We start from the raw sequence: 14,474 nt of genomic DNA, 5'->3' as shown, positions 1-14,474 counted from the left end.
GGCCTCGGCGGTGGGGGCCGGCGCGGGGGCGGCGGCCTCGGTGGACGGGGTGGCCTGCGGGGCAGGCTCCGGAGCGGCCGCGGGAGCGGGCTCGGGAGTGGGCTCGGCGGCCGGGGCCGGAGCGGCGGCAGGGGCGCCCGAGCCGTCGTCGATGACGGCCAGCTCGGCGCCGACCTCCACCGTCTCGTCCTCGGCGACCTTGATGGAGGCGAGCACACCGGCGGCGGGCGAGGGGATCTCGGTGTCGACTTTGTCGGTCGACACCTCGAGCAGCGGCTCGTCGGCCTCGACGCGCTCGCCCTCGGCCTTCAGCCAGCGGGTGACAGTGCCCTCGGTGACGCTCTCGCCGAGCGCCGGAAGGGTTACGGAAACCGCCATGGTTTCTGTTGCTCCTTAGGAATTGCGGAAGTCTGTGTCGTCGCGCCCGAGGGCTGTCAGTCGTGCGAGTGCAGCGGCTTGCCGGCCAGAGCCAGGTGGGCCTCGCCCAGCGCCTCGTTCTGGGTCGGGTGGGCGTGGATGAGCTGCGCGACCTCGGCGGGCAGCGCCTCCCAGTTGTAGACCAGCTGGGCCTCGCCGACCTGCTCGCCCATACGGTCACCGACCATGTGGACGCCGACGACGGCACCATCCTTGACCTGGACGAGCTTGATCTCGCCCGCGGTCTTGAGGATCTTGCTCTTGCCGTTGCCCGCGAGGTTGTACTTCAGAGCGACGACCTTGTCCGCGCCGTAGATCTCCTTGGCCTTGGCCTCGGTGATCCCGACGGAGGCTACCTCGGGGTGGCAGTACGTCACCCGGGGCACGCCGTCGTAGTCGATGGGCACGGTCTTCAGACCGGCGAGACGCTCCGCCACCAGGATGCCCTCGGCGAAGCCGACGTGCGCGAGCTGGAGCGTCGGGACCAGGTCACCGACGGCCGAGATCGTCGGCACGTTCGTCCGCATGTACTCGTCGACCAGGACGTAGCCGCGGTCCGTCGCGACGCCCTGCTCCTCGTAGCCGAGGCCGGCGGAGACCGGGCCGCGGCCGATGGCCACCAGCAGCACCTCGGCCTCGAAGGTCTTGCCGTCGGCGAGAGTCACGCGGATACCGTCCTGCGTGTACTCGGCCTTCTCGAAGAAGGTGCCGAGGTTGAACTTGATGCCGCGCTTGCGGAAGGCGCGCTCAAGAAGCTTGGAGCTGTTCTCGTCCTCGACCGGCACGAGGTGCTTCAGGCCCTCGATGACCGTGACATCGGTACCGAAGGACTTCCAGGCGGAGGCGAACTCGACGCCGATGACACCGCCGCCGAGGATGATCGCGGACTGCGGGACGCGGTCCAGCGTCAGCGCGTGGTCCGAGGAGATGATGCGGTTGCCGTCGATCTCCAGACCCGGCAGCGACTTCGGCACGGAGCCGGTCGCCAGGAGGACGTGGCGGCCCTGGACACGCTGCCCGTTCACGTCGACGGAGGTGGGCGAGGACAGCCGGCCCTCACCCTCGATGTAGGTCACCTTGCGCGAGGCGACCAGGCCCTGCAGACCCTTGTAGAGGCCGCTGATCACGTCGTCCTTGTACTTGTGGACGGCCGCGATGTCGATGCCCTCGAAGGTGGCCTTGACGCCGAACTGGCCGGCCTCGCGCGCCTGGTCGGCGATTTCGCCGGCGTGCAGGAGGGCCTTCGTCGGGATGCAGCCGTTGTGCAGGCAGGTGCCGCCGAGCTTGTTCTTCTCGATCAGGGCGACGTCAAGGCCCAGCTGCGCTCCGCGCAGGGCCGCGGCGTAACCGCCGCTACCACCGCCGAGGATCACTAGGTCGAAAACGGTGCTGGCGTCGTTCGCCACGTCACGTCCTCCATGCATGTGCGCCGTAACGCCGGGCCCCTGTGTCGCATTCCGGGGATGTCCGGTCGGTCGGCTGGTGTCCGGCCGCTCTTTCTTCGGCCCTGTGGTGGGGGCCCTGTCCTGCCGAGAACCCATCTTTGCACTTGTCTGTGGGACCTGGGACGCCGGGCCGCTGTGTGAGACGTCCCACTGTCCGTCCCCGCGCCCCGTCAGGGGCGCGGGAACTGTGCGATCAGCCACAGACAGCCCGCACTCGCCGTCAACGGTCAACGGCGTGGACCGAGCTACTGGGCACCGAGCTACTGGGCAGTCACAACCACGCGGGCCTCAGCCCAGGTCGCCCTTCGCCGTCAGCTCGGCCAGGCGGACCAGGGTGCGGACCGCGGAGCCCGTGCCGCCCTTGGGGGTGTAGCCGAAGGGACCGGACTCGTTGAAGGCCGGGCCCGCGATGTCGACGTGTGCCCAGGTGAGGCCCTCGCCGATGAACTCCTTCAGGAACAGGCCGGCGACCAGGCCGCCGCCCATCCGCTCTCCCATGTTGGCGATGTCCGCGGTGGGGGAGTCCATGCCCTTCTTCAGGTGGTCCGGCAGCGGCATCGGCCAGGACGGCTCGCCGACCTCCTCGGCGGCCTCGACGACCGCGGTGCGGAACGCGTCGTCGTTGGCCATGACACCGAAGGTGCGGTTGCCCAGCGCTAGGACCATCGCGCCGGTCAGGGTCGCCACGTCGACGATCGCGTCGGGCTTGTCCTCGGAGGCCTTGGCGAGCGCGTCGGCGAGGACCAGACGGCCCTCGGCGTCGGTGTTGAGGACCTCGACGGTCTTGCCGCTGTACATACGCAGCACGTCGCCGGGGCGGGTGGCGGAGCCGGACGGCATGTTTTCCGCCAGGGCCAGCCAGCCGGTCACGTTGACCTCCAGGCCCAGGCGCGCGGCGGCGACGACCGCGGCGAACACGGCGGCGGCGCCGCTCATGTCGCACTTCATCGTCTCGTTGTGCCCGGCGGGCTTGAGCGAGATGCCGCCCGAGTCGTAGGTGATGCCCTTGCCGACGAAGGCCAGGTGCTTCTTCGCCTTGGAGGACGTGTACGACAGCTTCACCAGGCGGGGCGCGGACGCGGACCCGGCACCGACGCCGAGGATGCCGCCGTACCCGCCCTTCTCCAGCGCCTTCTCGTCGAGCACCTGAATCTTGATGCCGTGTTCCTTGGCCGCGGCCTGCGCTACGGCCGCGAAGGACTCGGGGTTCAGGTCGTTCGGCGGGGTGTTGACGAGGTCGCGGGCGCGGTTGAGCTCCTCGGACACAGCGGTGGCACGCTCGACCGCCGCCTTGCAGGCCTTGTCGCGGGGCTTCGCGCCGAGCAGCGCGACCTCGGCGAGCGGGGCCTTGCCGTTCTTGCCGTTCTTGCCGTTCTCCTTGTACGCGTCGAAGGCGTACGCGCCGAGCAGCGCGCCCTCGCCGATGGCGCCCACGGCCGCGGCGTCCGTGACGGGCAGGGCGAACGCGGCCTTCTTCGAGCCGGCGAGCGCGCGGGCGGCGGCGCCGGCCGCGCGGCGCAGCGTCTCGGTGCCGAAGGAGGTGTCCTTGTCGGGCTGCGCACCGAGACCGACCGCCAGCACGACCGGTGCCTTGAAGCCGGACGGCGCCGGCAGCTTGGTCACCTCGCCCTCGCCACCCGAGGCGCCGAGGGTCTTCAGAACGCCGGCGAGCCCGCCGTCGTACGCCTTGTCCACGGCCTCGGCGCCCGGCGCGACAACCAGGTCCCCGGACTTGGAGGCAGCGGCCTTGGCGACACCGACGACGATCGCGTCGGCCCGCAGGCCGGGCGCTGCGGCGGTGCTGAGAGTGAGAGCAGTCACGGTGGTGAAATCTCGCTTTCATTGAGTTGCTGCTACGGCCGAGGACGGTGGGTCGGCCGGGCCCGTTGGCAGACCCTGGAACGCGGCGGATCCACAGGCCGGACCGGACCGGAGGGGTGCCGTGCACGAGCCTACGCGCGGTGGCGGGTTTCGCTCATTGGGGCGGCCGTTCCTCCGCGACAGGCGGCCGTTCATCCCGGTTTCGCGGTGTGGCCACTTCTCACCGTCACCTCTGGTGACCTGAGTCACACTCCTTGGGTTTGCCGGGAGGAGGCGGCTCGCCGTTTGCGTCATTTCCACGGATCCTCCTCCCGATGACCACGAGAGGCGCTTCTCGGGGGAGGAGCCCCATGGTGCGCGGTCCTGGTCGTCGACGACGGCGACAGCCCGCTCGAGGCCCATCGCCGAGGAGCTGAAGAGCACCGGCATTCCGTACACCAGGGTCGACCTCGGCGACCCGGGCAGTCCGACGATCGACGAGGCGTTCCTGACCGAGGTCGTCCGCGATCTGAACCGGCATCGCGACCGGTACGGAGCGGAGGGCGCCATCCTCGACCAAGTCGCCTCGGGGGCGGACGAATTCGGCCACTACCAGCGGCTCGCCACGGAGGCCTGGGGCGCCGGCTGCGCCACCCTCACCTTCAACCACGGGACGCCTCCGCACCCCGCGTACGGACGCCTCGCCGACGTCCTCGTCACCTTCGAGGGCACCTGGGAGACGTATCGCGCGCTGCGGTCGGAGCCGTGGCCGGGCAGCGGCCGCACCCGCCTGTGCCACCTGGAGCCGGCCTGAGGATCACCAGGTGGGCGCGGGTGCGGGAGGGGGCGGCGGGGCGATCCGCAGGCCGCTGACCGATGTCCCGGCCACACGGTCCGCGAGGGAACGGCGGGCCGGGGAGAGGACGGGCAGCGAGTTCAGGAGGAAGACGGCCACGGCGACGGTCCAGCACAGGAACGAGAGCACGAACATGCCCTCGACCAGCAGACAGCACGCCAGCGCGTACAGGCCGACGTCGGCCGTGGTCGTCACGGCCGCGCGCACGGCGGCCCGGCCCGGCGGGCACTCGGTGACCTTCAGGCCCACCAGGGCCTTGCCGAGGGTGCGTTTGGAGAGGGCGAGCGCCGCCCACTGGTAGAGGAAGGTGACGAGCACCAGCAGCCCGAAGGCCTGCTCGACGTACAGCACGGACTTCCGCCAGAGCGAGTTCCCGAAGTCCTCGGAGGCGTCGACGAGATCACCGCGGGAGGTGAGGATCTCCCAGCCGCTCGCCGTCGCGAGGTCGGGCACCTCCGTCACGAGTGCCGATATCCGGTTGAAGGTGAACACGGCGAGCGCGGTCGCGAGCGTGAGCACCAGCGCGAAGTCGATCAACCAGGCCAAGGCGCGACGGAATGTGGGCACAGCGCTCCCCCGATCAGCATCAGTTGTCCGGTCGAGTCATCCGGTCGACAGAACAAGCTAAGGGGTCTGCTTTCAGTTCAGGGCCAGAACGAGCAAGGAAGTTGTCGCCGCCGTCTCGGCCAGCCCGCCGAACACATCGCCCGTGACACCGCCGAACCGACTCACGCAGTGCCGCAGCAGCAGTTCGGACGCGGCACAGGCGGCGAGAACGGCGACCGCACCACGGACGATGCCGTCTGTCCCGATGCCGTACGCCCCGATGCCGTAAGCCCCGAAGAGCGCGCTCGCGCCCGCCGCGGCGCCCGTGACGACGGCCGCCGCGAGGAACGCGCCGCGAACGGGGACCGTGCCCGCGACCGCGGCGCCCAGGCCGTCGGGGCGGGCCGGCGGCACTCCGGTACGGGCGGCGAGGGTGAGCGCGAGCCGGGCGGCGCCCGCCGAGACGACGGCCGCGCAGGCGCCCCGGGTCCAGGAGGTCTCGTACGCCTGGAAGAGCGCCGCTACTTGGGCGAGCAGGACGAACAGCAGGGTGATGACGCCGAAGGGGCCGATGTCCGACTGCTTCATGATGCGCAGCGCGTCCTCGGCGGGCTTGCCGCTGCCGAGGCCGTCCGCGGTGTCGGCGAGGCCGTCGAGGTGAAGTCCACGTGTGAGCACGGCGGGTATCGCCGCGGTGGCCACGGCGGCGAGCAGCGGGCCGGCGCCCAGGAGCAGGAGCAGTACGCCCGCCGCGGCCGCGCACAGGCCCACGACCACACCGGCGACGGGCGCGCACAGCATGCCCGCGCGCGCGGCCTCACGGTCCCAGCGGGACACCGTCACGGGGAGCACGGTGAGGGTGCCGAAAGCGAAGCGGACGCCGTCCGGCCAGGGAGTCGCAGAGGTATCGGACACGGGCGCAGGGTATGCCACGGCGGGCGGCGGACCGGATCCGGTCGCAAGATGGCTCCATGGGTGACTGGTGGTATCGGAACATCGTCGAGCCGGGGAAGCTGCCGCTGCTGCTGGCGCTCGGGTCGTTCGTGCTGACGTTCGTGATCACGCGGGTCATCACCCGGCTCATCCGCGCGGGCAAGGGCCCGTTCCGCAACGTCAGCACCGGCGGCGTGCACGTTCACCACGTGGTCCCCGGAGTGCTCCTGACCGTCGCCGGGGGCTTCGGCGCCGTGGCCAGTGGACGCAGCGGAGTGGGCCCGATGGTGTGCGCGGTGATCTTCGGGATGGGCGTGGGCCTGGTGCTCGACGAGTTCGCGCTGATCCTGCACCTCGACGACGTCTACTGGACCGAGCAGGGCCGCAAGAGCGTCGAGGTCGTGGTGGTCACGGCGGCCATGGTGACTCTGCTGCTCGGCGGCTTCCTGCCCTTCGGGGTCAACGGTGTCGACGATGACGAAACGCAGGGCCGCGGGGGCGTCGCGCTGACCGTGGCCGTGAACTTCTTCTTCGCGCTGCTCGCCCTGACCAAGGGCAAGGCGCGTACCGCGATCTTCGGCGTCGTCGTCCCGTTCGTCGCGCTGGTCGGAGCGATCCGTCTCGCCCGGCCCGGTTCCCCGTGGGCCAAGCGCTTCTACCGGAGCCGCCCGCGCGCCCGGGCCCGCGCCCGGCTGCGCGCCTTCCACCACGACCGTCGCTGGACCGGACTCAGCCGCCGGGTTCAGGACTTGATCGGCGGCAGACCGGACCAGGAACCCGCCCGCGTGCCCGAACGCCGCTGACGCGACTCCATGACCCCGCACATCACGAGCACCGCCGTGATGGCCGCGAGGTGTTCCTTGCCCGCGAGGTTCTCCTTGAGGGTCACTTCGGCGACCATCGACGCGACGACCAGCCCCGCCGTCGCGTACGCCCGGTAGCGACAGCACATGAAGACGGCCAGTCCGACCACCGCCGCCGACGGGCCGGTGTCCACGACATGCGCGTCCGAGGCGGGCAGGCCGAGCGGGACGTCCGGGCCGAGCCGGATGCCCACACGGGCATACAGCGTGCCGGCCAGTGTCGCCGCGTACGCGACGAGCAGAGTGCGCCGCCTACCCAGGCAGAGCTCGGCGATCCCGAACACCACGAGGATCTGCAGCAGCCCGCCCCAGGCGGGCAGATCCAGCGCCGGAACGAAGAGGGACAGCGGGGTGCGCAGCAGGGACAGCCACAGGGGGTCCTCGGCCCGTACGCCGCCGACGGCCTGCACGAACCCGTGCCCCCACGGCTGGGTGTCCAGGTAGTGGAGGAGCACCGTCAGGAAGACCGCGGCCACGGCCACGGGCATCGCCCTGCGTCGCCAGTCGGCTCCTCCGGCCCGTACGGCGTCGTACAGCGGCCCCCACTCGGTCCGCACCAGGAGGGCGGTGGTGGTCGTCGGGAAGGTGCTCATCTCGTCGGCTCCGGGTGCTCGCGGCGTGCGCCACCTTCGAAGACGGAGCGGAGCACGGCGAAGTTGAGCGCCCCCTGAGTGGTCCCGATCTCGGGGGCGGGCCGTGCGTACTGTCAGCCCTTCGAGCCCTCGGAATTCTTCGAGTCCTCGGCGTTCGCGGAGCCCTCGGAGCCCTTGGAGTCGTCTGACTCCACCGCGTCCACCGCGTCCATCGCGTCCTTCGGCTCTTCCTGGCCGGAGATCTCCGGGAGCTCTGCCGCCAGTGCCGCGGCGGCCTGCACCAAGGGCAGGGCGAGCAGCGCGCCCATGCCCTCGCCGACCGTGACCCCGTGGTCGAGCAGAGGCTCGAGGGCCATGCGGTCGAGGGCCTTCGCCTGGGCGGGCTCCCCGCTGTTGTGGCCCGCGAGCCACCAGTCGGGTGCGCGGAAGGCGACCCGCTGCGCGACCAGGGCACACGCGGCGGCCACGACGCCGTCGAGGATCACCGGTGTCTTGCGTACCGCGCTCTGCAGCAGGAAGCCGGTCATCGCGGCGAGATCGGCGCCGCCCACCGCCGCGAGCAGCCCCAGCTGGTCCCCGAGGACGGGCCGGGCGCGCCGCAGCGCGTCGCGTACGGCCGCGCACTTGCGCATCCAGGCCAGGTCGTCGATCGGGCGTCCCCCGCGCCCGGTGACCACGGACGCGTCGGTCCCGCACAGCGCGGCGATCAGTACCGCCGCGGCCGTCGTCCCCCCGACGCTCACATCCCCGAGGACCACCAGATCGGTCCCGGAGTCCGCCTCCTCGTCGGCGACGGCGACCCCCGCGCGGAACGCCTCCGCCGCCTCCTCGGCGGACAGCGCGTCCGCCACGTCGATGCGTCCGGAGCCGCGCCGCACCCGGTGCCGTACGACCTCGTCGGGCAGTGTCCCGGGATCGCAGTCGAGCGCCATGTCCACCACCCGCACGGGCACGCCGAGCCGCCGGGCCAGCACCGACACGGGGCTGGCGCCGTCGAGTACGCCCCGCACCAGCTCGTCGGCAGTGCCCACGGGCCGCGCCGACACGCCGAGTTCGGCAACCCCGTGATCACCCGCGAACAACACCACACGCGGCCGCTCGATCGCCCGCACCGGCACGGCGGACTGGGCGGCAGCCAGCCACTCAGCGAGTTCGTCGAGGCGTCCGAGAGACCCGGGCGGCACGATCTGCCGCTCCCGGCGCGCTTCGGCGTCACGCCGCACGGCACCGTCGGGGCGCTCGATCAGGTCGGAGAAATCGTCGAGATTAAGCGAGCTCATTCGCCGAACAGTACCGGCAGGGGGCGTACCCGGTCCGTGACGGGCGGTCATATGCAAGGGCCTTCGTCTGCCCCCTCAGCCACGCGCGTCACGCGGTGTGAATAACCGATTCCATGGCGTCATTGCATCCGTGATCGTGATCCCCTACGTTCCGGTTTGTAGTGGATTGTCATACCGGCAGGAGCAGCCCATGCCCCCCACGTCCCCTCCCACTCCGCGGGTCCACGCATCGCGCAGACCCGACTGCCCGCGGTGCGGATCACAGCGCCTGCGCACCCGGCTGCGCTCCTCGGCCCGGCTCCCGCACAAGACCGGCACTTCGGCCTTCGTCGTCGAGGAGGGCGAGGAATGCGCCCACCACCCTTATCGCCACGAGGCCGCGGCTCGCGCGATGCTCCCGTACCCCGAGCCCGAGAGCTGGCTGGACGTCGGCACCGGCTACGGCCACTTCCCGGCGGTCGCCAAGGAAGTGCACCCGTACACGTCCTTCGACGGCCTCGACCCGACCCCGCGGGTCGAGAAGGCACAGGCGGCGGGCCGGGTCGAGGAGGCCCACCGGGGCCGGCTGCCCGACCTCGTCGACCGGCTGCGCGGCCGCTACGACGTGGTGAGCATGCTCCACCACCTGGAACACAGCCCCGACCCGCGCGAGGAGTTGCGCGCCGCGCTCGCCGTGCTGCGCCCCGGCGGGCATCTGCTGATCGAGGCCCCGGACCCGGACTGCGCGTTCGGCGCGCTTCTCGGCAAGTGGTGGGCGCCTTACGGCCGGTCGCGAGATCTGCACCTCATGCCGCTGGGCAAGCTGCTCGACGAACTCGACGGCCTCGGCTGCACGGTCGTCGCCACCGACCGCCGGGAGCCGCACGTCCCGTACGACCTCACCGGCGCCCTCGCCCTGGCCGTCGGCCGCCGCCTGACGACCCTGGCCCGCACGCCCCTGCTGGCCTCCACCCTCGCCCTGGACCACGCGCTGGCCCCGCTCCTGCGCCGTACCCGCTTCTCGAACGCGTACAGGATCATCGCCCGCCGGAACGCGCAGGCGCCGCCGGCCCTGTAGCCCCGTAGCCCGGTAGCCCTAGCCCTGTAGCCCTGGCCCTGTGGCCCCGTGACCCCTTCAGCCTTTGAGGGCGAGCGCCTGCCCCGCCACGACCAGCAGCACGTGCTCGCACTCGGCCGCGAACGCCGTGTTCAGGCGGCCGAGTTCGTCGCGGTAGCGGCGGCCGGAGGAGGTCGCGGGGACGATGCCGGAGCCGACCTCGTTGGAGACGGCGACCACGGTGCGGTGGGTCTCGCGGACGGCGGACGCCAGCTCCTCGACCCGTGTCCGCAGGGCGCGTTCGCCGCCGCCGGCCCACTCGTCGTCGTCCCACGCGCCGACGGCGTCCATCGCGTCGGTCAGCCACAGGGACAGACAGTCGATGAGCAGGGGCGGACCGTCCTTCCTCAGGAGCGGGACCAGGTCGCACGTCTCGGTGGTCTGCCAGGAGCCGGGGCGTCGCTCGCGGTGGGCGTGCACGCGGGCCGCCCACTCGGTGTCCCCGTCACGGGCTCCGCCGGTCGCCACGTACAGCACGTCAGGGAAGGCCTCCAGCCGCCGCTCCGCCTCCACCGACTTCCCGGACCGCGCCCCGCCGAGCACCAGCGTCCGGCGCGGTACGTCGGGCACGCTCTCGTACACCCCGACGATCAGCGTCGCCCCGTCGCGCACCGCCCGCGCCCCCGCGGCCGAGAGCCGCCGCCGCAGCTCCGGGCCCGGCGGCACGTCGTGGTCGATGTGCACGGCGATCACGTCCGTCGTGGGGCCGATGGCCCCGACCGTGCGCAGCCGGGCCAGCGCGTCCGGCCGCCCGACGACATCGGCCACCACCATGTCGTACGCCCCGCCCGTCCCGTCGAGCCCCGACGGCGCCGCGCCCGGCGGCAGATACAGCAGGCGTTGCCCGTCGGGTCCCGTCACCTCGTACCCGGTGCCGGGCGCGTCCATCGGCATCGCCCGCACCCGATGGCCGGTGAGCAGCGCCAGCTCCCGCCCGTCCGGGACCCGCACGGGCTGCGGCAGCCCCGCCGGCACTTCGACCGCCGGCCCGTCGTGCGGATGCGACAGCAGCACCTGACGTACGCCGCCCAGCGAGCGCCCGGCACGGGCGGCCGCGAACGCGGCGCCGGGCGTGAGGTCGAGCAGCAGCGTGCCGTCCACGAGAAGCGCGGTCGCCGCCCGCGCCTCCCCACCGAGCGCGGCCGCGCAGACCGCACACGGACAGTCGGGACGGGGCAGTCCCGCGGGGGCACCGGTGCCGAGCAGAGTTATGTCCACGAGGCCGATTTTTCCGCCTCCGCACGCCTCGTGCGCGACAGGGCCCCCTTTTCAGCGCCGCGGAGATCCAGAGCGCCCCGTAGGGGCGCGGGGCTGTGGCACTGTGCGGCTCCGCCGCGTGGGCGCGACCAGCCCCCACCAACCCGCACCCAACACACACACTTCACCGACCTGCACCTTTGAACACCGAACCCCCAGCGGAGCGCCTAGGCTTCGGGCTAGGACGAGTCCGATCTTGCTCGGTACGTTTGGGAGGCTGACATGGCGGCATGGACGTGGCGGTTCGAGAAGGCCGACGGGGCGGAGGTCCAGCCCGCGGTGCTGCCCGAGGAGTTCACCACGCAGGGGGATGCCGAGTCCTGGGTCGGTGAGCACTGGAAGGAACTCGCCGACGGGGGAGTGGACCAGGTGCGGCTGTTCGAGGACGCCACCGAGATCTACGGCCCGATGAGCCTGCACGCCGAGGCCTCGTAGAGGGAAACAGGCCTACGGACAGTGGCCGCGACCGTACGAACGGTCGCGGCCACTGTGTATGCGCGTGTGTGCGACCACGGCGTCAGCCGCGTACTCCGCACAGATGCAGCAGCGCCGCCACGCCACGATAGGGATCGGTCCGCCCGGCCCGCTCCTCGACGGCCAGCAGGGCTTCCAGGTCGTCCGGGACCGCCGCGTCGTCGGCGGCCGTGTCCGTGAAGACCCGCACTCCGTACCAGGCGTACAGCGGCGCCCCGATCCCGGCGAGCGTGCCGGTGAGCGTGTCGAGCCGGTCCGCGCGGACGTCGAGGCCGAGGCGGTTCGTATAGCCGATGGTGTCGAACGAGGCCAGCGCACCGGCCCAGTCACCCGTGAGGCCCGGCCGCATCGCCAGCGCGTCCCCGTTCCGTACGAGCAGGGACAGCAGCCCGCCGGGGGCCAGCATCCGGGCCAGCCCGGCGAGCAGCGCGTCAGGTTCCTCGACGTACATCAGCACGCCGTGGCACAGCACCACGTCGAAACTGCCCGGCAGGAAGTGGACGCCGGTGTCCCGCCCGTCGCCCTCGACGAGCCGCACCCGGCTGCGGATCCCCTCCGGCTCGGTGGCGAGAGCCTCGCGGGCCGCGGCGACCATCGTCGAGTCCTGCTCGACCCCGGTGACCTTGTGCCCGGCCCGCGCCAGGCGCAGCGCCTGCGTGCCCTGGCCCATGCCCACGTCGAGCACGCGCAGCCGCTGCCCCACGGGAAACCGCCCGGCTATCTGCTCATCCAGCTGCCGGGCCACCAGTTCCTGGCGTACGACATCACGCAGTGCGCCGAGCCTGCTCAGCCACGCGTCCGCGGCCCCTCCAGTGAAAGGCGCCGCGCTCAGGGCCGCTCTCCGCGCTTGACCTGCGGCTTCGGCAGCCGGAGGCGACGCATCTGGAGGCTGCGCATCAGCGCGTAGGCGACCGCGCCACGCTTGGACTCGTCCGGGTAGCGCTCCTTCAGCTGCTTCTTCAGGCGGATCGCGATGCCGATCGAGTCGACCACGATCAGCACGATCACGAGAAGCCACAGCAGCAGCGCGATGTTCTGCAGCTGCGGGATCCGGACCATGCTCAGTACGAGGATGACCACGGCCAGCGGCAGGAAGAACTCGGCGACGCTGAACCGCGAGTCGATGAAGTTGCGCGCGAACTTGCGCACCGGACCCTTGTCACGGGCGGGCAGATAGCGCTCGTCGCCGCTGGCCAGCGCCTCGCGCTGCTTCGCCAGCGCGGCGCGCCGCTCGTCGCGGCCGCGCTTGGCCGCCTCCTTGCGTGACGTCGGCGTATTGGCGACGCTGCGGCGCTGGGTCTGGGCCTCACTGCGTTTGGGCGTGGGGCGCCCCTTGGGGGCCTGCGGGTCACGGGGCTGCTTGGAGTCGGTCAGCGCCTTGTCGGCGGGGGCCTTCTCATCCTTGGCACGGCTACGGAACACAAAACCCAAGGGTACGGGGTGCGGGCGCATGGACCACAGCCCAATGGGGAACGATCCGGCAACACCGGTCGTCTGTAGGGGGACAGAGAGGGCGTTGCCGACGGTTCGCCCGAGTGGGCCTGAGGCAAACCCGACGTTGTCCCGTATCCAACCCTGGGGGGCACCTACTCCCTACGCGGGAGCGGTGTCGCCCACAGTCGTCCTTGGGGATGAGCGCATCCGTCCCCGAACAGTGCGGTAATGGATGCAGGGCCCGTACTGTGGGTTCTGATGCAGTCGCTGGAGCTGGAGTCCGTCAGAAGGGGGCGCGCGAAGCCCATGAGCGGTGTCATGAAGCGTATGGGGATGATCTTCCGCGCGAAGGCGAACAAGGCCCTTGACCGGGCCGAGGACCCGCGCGAGACCCTCGACTACTCGTACCAGAAGCAGCTGGAGCTGCTGCAGAAAGTGCGCCGCGGAGTCGCCGATGTGGCGACCTCCCGCAAGCGCCTGGAGCTGCAGCTCAATCAGCTCCAGAGCCAGTCCTCGAAGCTGGAGGACCAGGGCCGCAAGGCCCTCGCCCTCGGTCGTGAGGACCTGGCCCGTGAGGCGCTGTCGCGCCGTGCCGCGCTCCAGCAGCAGGTCACCGACCTGGAGACGCAGCACCAGACCCTCCAGGGAGAGGAGGAGAAGCTCACGCTCGCCGCCCAGCGGCTGCAGGCCAAGGTCGACGCCTTCCGTACGAAGAAGGAGACCATCAAGGCCACGTACACCGCTGCCCAGGCGCAGACCCGGATCGGCGAGGCCTTCTCCGGGATCTCCGAGGAGATGGGCGATGTCGGCATGGCCATCCAGCGCGCCGAGGACAAGACGGCGCAGCTGCAGGCCCGGGCCGGCGCCATCGACGAGCTGCTCGCCTCCGGCGCCCTCGACGACTCCTCCGGGCTGGCGAAGGATGACATCCAGAGCGAGCTGGACCGGCTCTCCGGCGGCACGGACGTGGAGCTGGAGCTCCAGCGCATGAAGGCCGAGCTGGCCGGCGGTTCCTCCTCGTCCCAGCAGGCGATCGAAGGCGGTCCGGGCCAGAATCAGGCTCAGGGCCAGTCCCAGGACCAGCCGCAGGACACTCCTCGCTTCGACAAGCAGTAGTCCCGTCGCCTAGGAGGGCGTCATGATCGTAAGGATCATGGGGGAGGGGCAGGTGAGGCTGGACAACGACCACCTCACCGAGCTGAACAAGCTGGACGACGAGCTTCTGGCGGAGATGGAGTCCGGTGACGAGGAGGGCTTCCGGCGCACGCTGGCGGCGCTCCTGGAGGCGGTGCATCGTCTCGGCGCGCCTCTCCCGGATGACTCCCTCGAACCCTCCGAACTGATCCTCCCGTCCCCCGAAGCGACCTTGGAAGAGGTTCGCGAGATGCTGAGCGACGACGGGTTGATCCCTGGCTGACCAGGGCGTTTCTCGCCCCCGCCGCCCCTACCCGTCCCATCCTTCTGGGGCTCCGCCCCAGAC

15 protein-coding genes are annotated in these 14,474 nt (G+C 71.4%); 5 read left to right on the top strand and 10 right to left on the bottom strand.

The window, feature by feature from the left end:
- From FGD71_RS36805 to FGD71_RS36785, 5 genes are all read right to left on the bottom strand, one after another.
- A partial coding sequence (locus FGD71_RS36805) for a biotin/lipoyl-containing protein (RefSeq protein ID WP_338120102.1) occupies window positions 1-378 on the bottom strand: 378 nt, incomplete at its 3' end.
- A gap of 56 nt (window positions 379-434) precedes the next feature.
- On the bottom strand, window positions 435-1,823 hold the full coding sequence (lpdA, locus tag FGD71_RS36800; RefSeq protein ID WP_119104887.1) for a dihydrolipoyl dehydrogenase: 1,389 nt from the start codon (window positions 1,821-1,823) through the stop codon (window positions 435-437).
- A 327-nt stretch (window positions 1,824-2,150) separates the two neighbouring features.
- Window positions 2,151-3,683 carry a leucyl aminopeptidase gene (locus FGD71_RS36795; protein WP_119104886.1) on the bottom strand — a complete coding sequence of 511 codons (1,533 nt, stop codon included), beginning with the start codon at window positions 3,681-3,683 and terminating at the stop codon, window positions 2,151-2,153.
- 796 nt (window positions 3,684-4,479) lie between these two features.
- Complete coding sequence (locus FGD71_RS36790) at window positions 4,480-5,085, bottom strand: RDD family protein (RefSeq protein WP_240436951.1); 606 nt, start codon at window positions 5,083-5,085, stop codon at window positions 4,480-4,482.
- Between the two features lie 72 nt (window positions 5,086-5,157).
- On the bottom strand, window positions 5,158-5,979 hold the full coding sequence (locus tag FGD71_RS36785; protein WP_119104889.1) for an adenosylcobinamide-GDP ribazoletransferase: 822 nt from the start codon (window positions 5,977-5,979) through the stop codon (window positions 5,158-5,160).
- Between the two features lie 56 nt (window positions 5,980-6,035).
- Between FGD71_RS36785 and FGD71_RS36780 the strand changes: the two genes are divergently transcribed.
- Window positions 6,036-6,800, top strand: a complete 765-nt coding sequence (locus tag FGD71_RS36780; protein WP_119104884.1) for a hypothetical protein — start codon at window positions 6,036-6,038, stop codon at window positions 6,798-6,800.
- Here the strand turns inward: FGD71_RS36780 and FGD71_RS47700 are convergent.
- Both FGD71_RS47700 and cobT read right to left on the bottom strand, forming a co-directional pair.
- Entirely contained in the window at window positions 6,740-7,453 is a 714-nt protein-coding gene (locus FGD71_RS47700) for a hypothetical protein (protein WP_181359353.1), read from the bottom strand. The genes FGD71_RS36780 and FGD71_RS47700 overlap by 61 nt on opposite strands.
- 113 nt (window positions 7,454-7,566) lie before the next feature.
- The gene (gene cobT / locus FGD71_RS36770) at window positions 7,567-8,733 is read right to left on the bottom strand and encodes a nicotinate-nucleotide--dimethylbenzimidazole phosphoribosyltransferase (protein WP_119104883.1); all 1,167 of its coding nucleotides are present in this window, start codon (window positions 8,731-8,733) and stop codon (window positions 7,567-7,569) included.
- Between the two features lie 190 nt (window positions 8,734-8,923).
- Between cobT and FGD71_RS36765 the strand changes: the two genes are divergently transcribed.
- Complete coding sequence (locus FGD71_RS36765; protein WP_119104882.1) at window positions 8,924-9,790, top strand: class I SAM-dependent methyltransferase; 867 nt, start codon at window positions 8,924-8,926, stop codon at window positions 9,788-9,790.
- A 57-nt stretch (window positions 9,791-9,847) separates the two neighbouring features.
- On the opposite strand, the gene FGD71_RS36760 is transcribed toward FGD71_RS36765, so the two are convergent.
- A complete protein-coding gene (locus tag FGD71_RS36760) occupies window positions 9,848-11,047 on the bottom strand; it encodes a bifunctional adenosylcobinamide kinase/adenosylcobinamide-phosphate guanylyltransferase (RefSeq protein WP_119104881.1) in 1,200 nt (399 codons plus the stop codon).
- A 261-nt stretch (window positions 11,048-11,308) separates the two neighbouring features.
- On the opposite strand from FGD71_RS36760, the gene FGD71_RS36755 reads away from it, so the two are divergent.
- Complete coding sequence (locus tag FGD71_RS36755; protein WP_119104880.1) at window positions 11,309-11,521, top strand: hypothetical protein; 213 nt, start codon at window positions 11,309-11,311, stop codon at window positions 11,519-11,521.
- Between the two features lie 82 nt (window positions 11,522-11,603).
- Here FGD71_RS36755 and FGD71_RS36750 read toward each other — a convergent pair whose 3' ends face one another.
- Both FGD71_RS36750 and FGD71_RS36745 read right to left on the bottom strand, forming a co-directional pair.
- Window positions 11,604-12,305, bottom strand: a complete 702-nt coding sequence (locus FGD71_RS36750) for a class I SAM-dependent methyltransferase (protein WP_119104879.1) — start codon at window positions 12,303-12,305, stop codon at window positions 11,604-11,606.
- Window positions 12,306-12,388: 83 nt separating this feature from the next.
- On the bottom strand, window positions 12,389-13,012 hold the full coding sequence (locus tag FGD71_RS36745; RefSeq protein WP_119104878.1) for a DUF3043 domain-containing protein: 624 nt from the start codon (window positions 13,010-13,012) through the stop codon (window positions 12,389-12,391).
- Window positions 13,013-13,300: 288 nt separating this feature from the next.
- On the opposite strand from FGD71_RS36745, the gene FGD71_RS36740 reads away from it, so the two are divergent.
- The gene (locus FGD71_RS36740) at window positions 13,301-14,110 is read left to right on the top strand and encodes a PspA/IM30 family protein (protein WP_119104888.1); all 810 of its coding nucleotides are present in this window, start codon (window positions 13,301-13,303) and stop codon (window positions 14,108-14,110) included.
- A gap of 22 nt (window positions 14,111-14,132) precedes the next feature.
- Entirely contained in the window at window positions 14,133-14,411 is a 279-nt protein-coding gene (pspAA, locus tag FGD71_RS36735; RefSeq protein WP_119104877.1) for a PspA-associated protein PspAA, read from the top strand.
- The last annotated feature ends 63 nt before the right edge of the window (window positions 14,412-14,474 follow it).

It is taken from the genome of Streptomyces sporangiiformans (genome assembly GCF_005768555.2).
GTDB classification, from domain to species: domain Bacteria; phylum Actinomycetota; class Actinomycetes; order Streptomycetales; family Streptomycetaceae; genus Streptomyces; species Streptomyces sporangiiformans.
This window is presented reverse-complemented; position numbering and strand designations above follow the sequence as displayed.

Bases quoted from the DNA above. Each gene is read 5' to 3' on its own strand.
- FGD71_RS36780 (WP_119104884.1), top strand. From the start codon at position 6,036: ATGGGTGACTGGTGGTATCGGAACATCGTCGAGCCGGGGAAGCTGCCG.
- FGD71_RS47700 (WP_181359353.1), bottom strand. From the start codon at position 7,453: ATGAGCACCTTCCCGACGACCACCACCGCCCTCCTGGTGCGGACCGAG.
- cobT (WP_119104883.1), bottom strand. From the start codon at position 8,733: ATGAGCTCGCTTAATCTCGACGATTTCTCCGACCTGATCGAGCGCCCC.
- FGD71_RS36765 (WP_119104882.1), top strand. From the start codon at position 8,924: ATGCCCCCCACGTCCCCTCCCACTCCGCGGGTCCACGCATCGCGCAGA.
- FGD71_RS36755 (WP_119104880.1), top strand. From the start codon at position 11,309: ATGGCGGCATGGACGTGGCGGTTCGAGAAGGCCGACGGGGCGGAGGTC.
- FGD71_RS36745 (WP_119104878.1), bottom strand. From the start codon at position 13,012: ATGCGCCCGCACCCCGTACCCTTGGGTTTTGTGTTCCGTAGCCGTGCC.
- FGD71_RS36740 (WP_119104888.1), top strand. From the start codon at position 13,301: ATGAGCGGTGTCATGAAGCGTATGGGGATGATCTTCCGCGCGAAGGCG.
- pspAA (WP_119104877.1), top strand. From the start codon at position 14,133: ATGATCGTAAGGATCATGGGGGAGGGGCAGGTGAGGCTGGACAACGAC.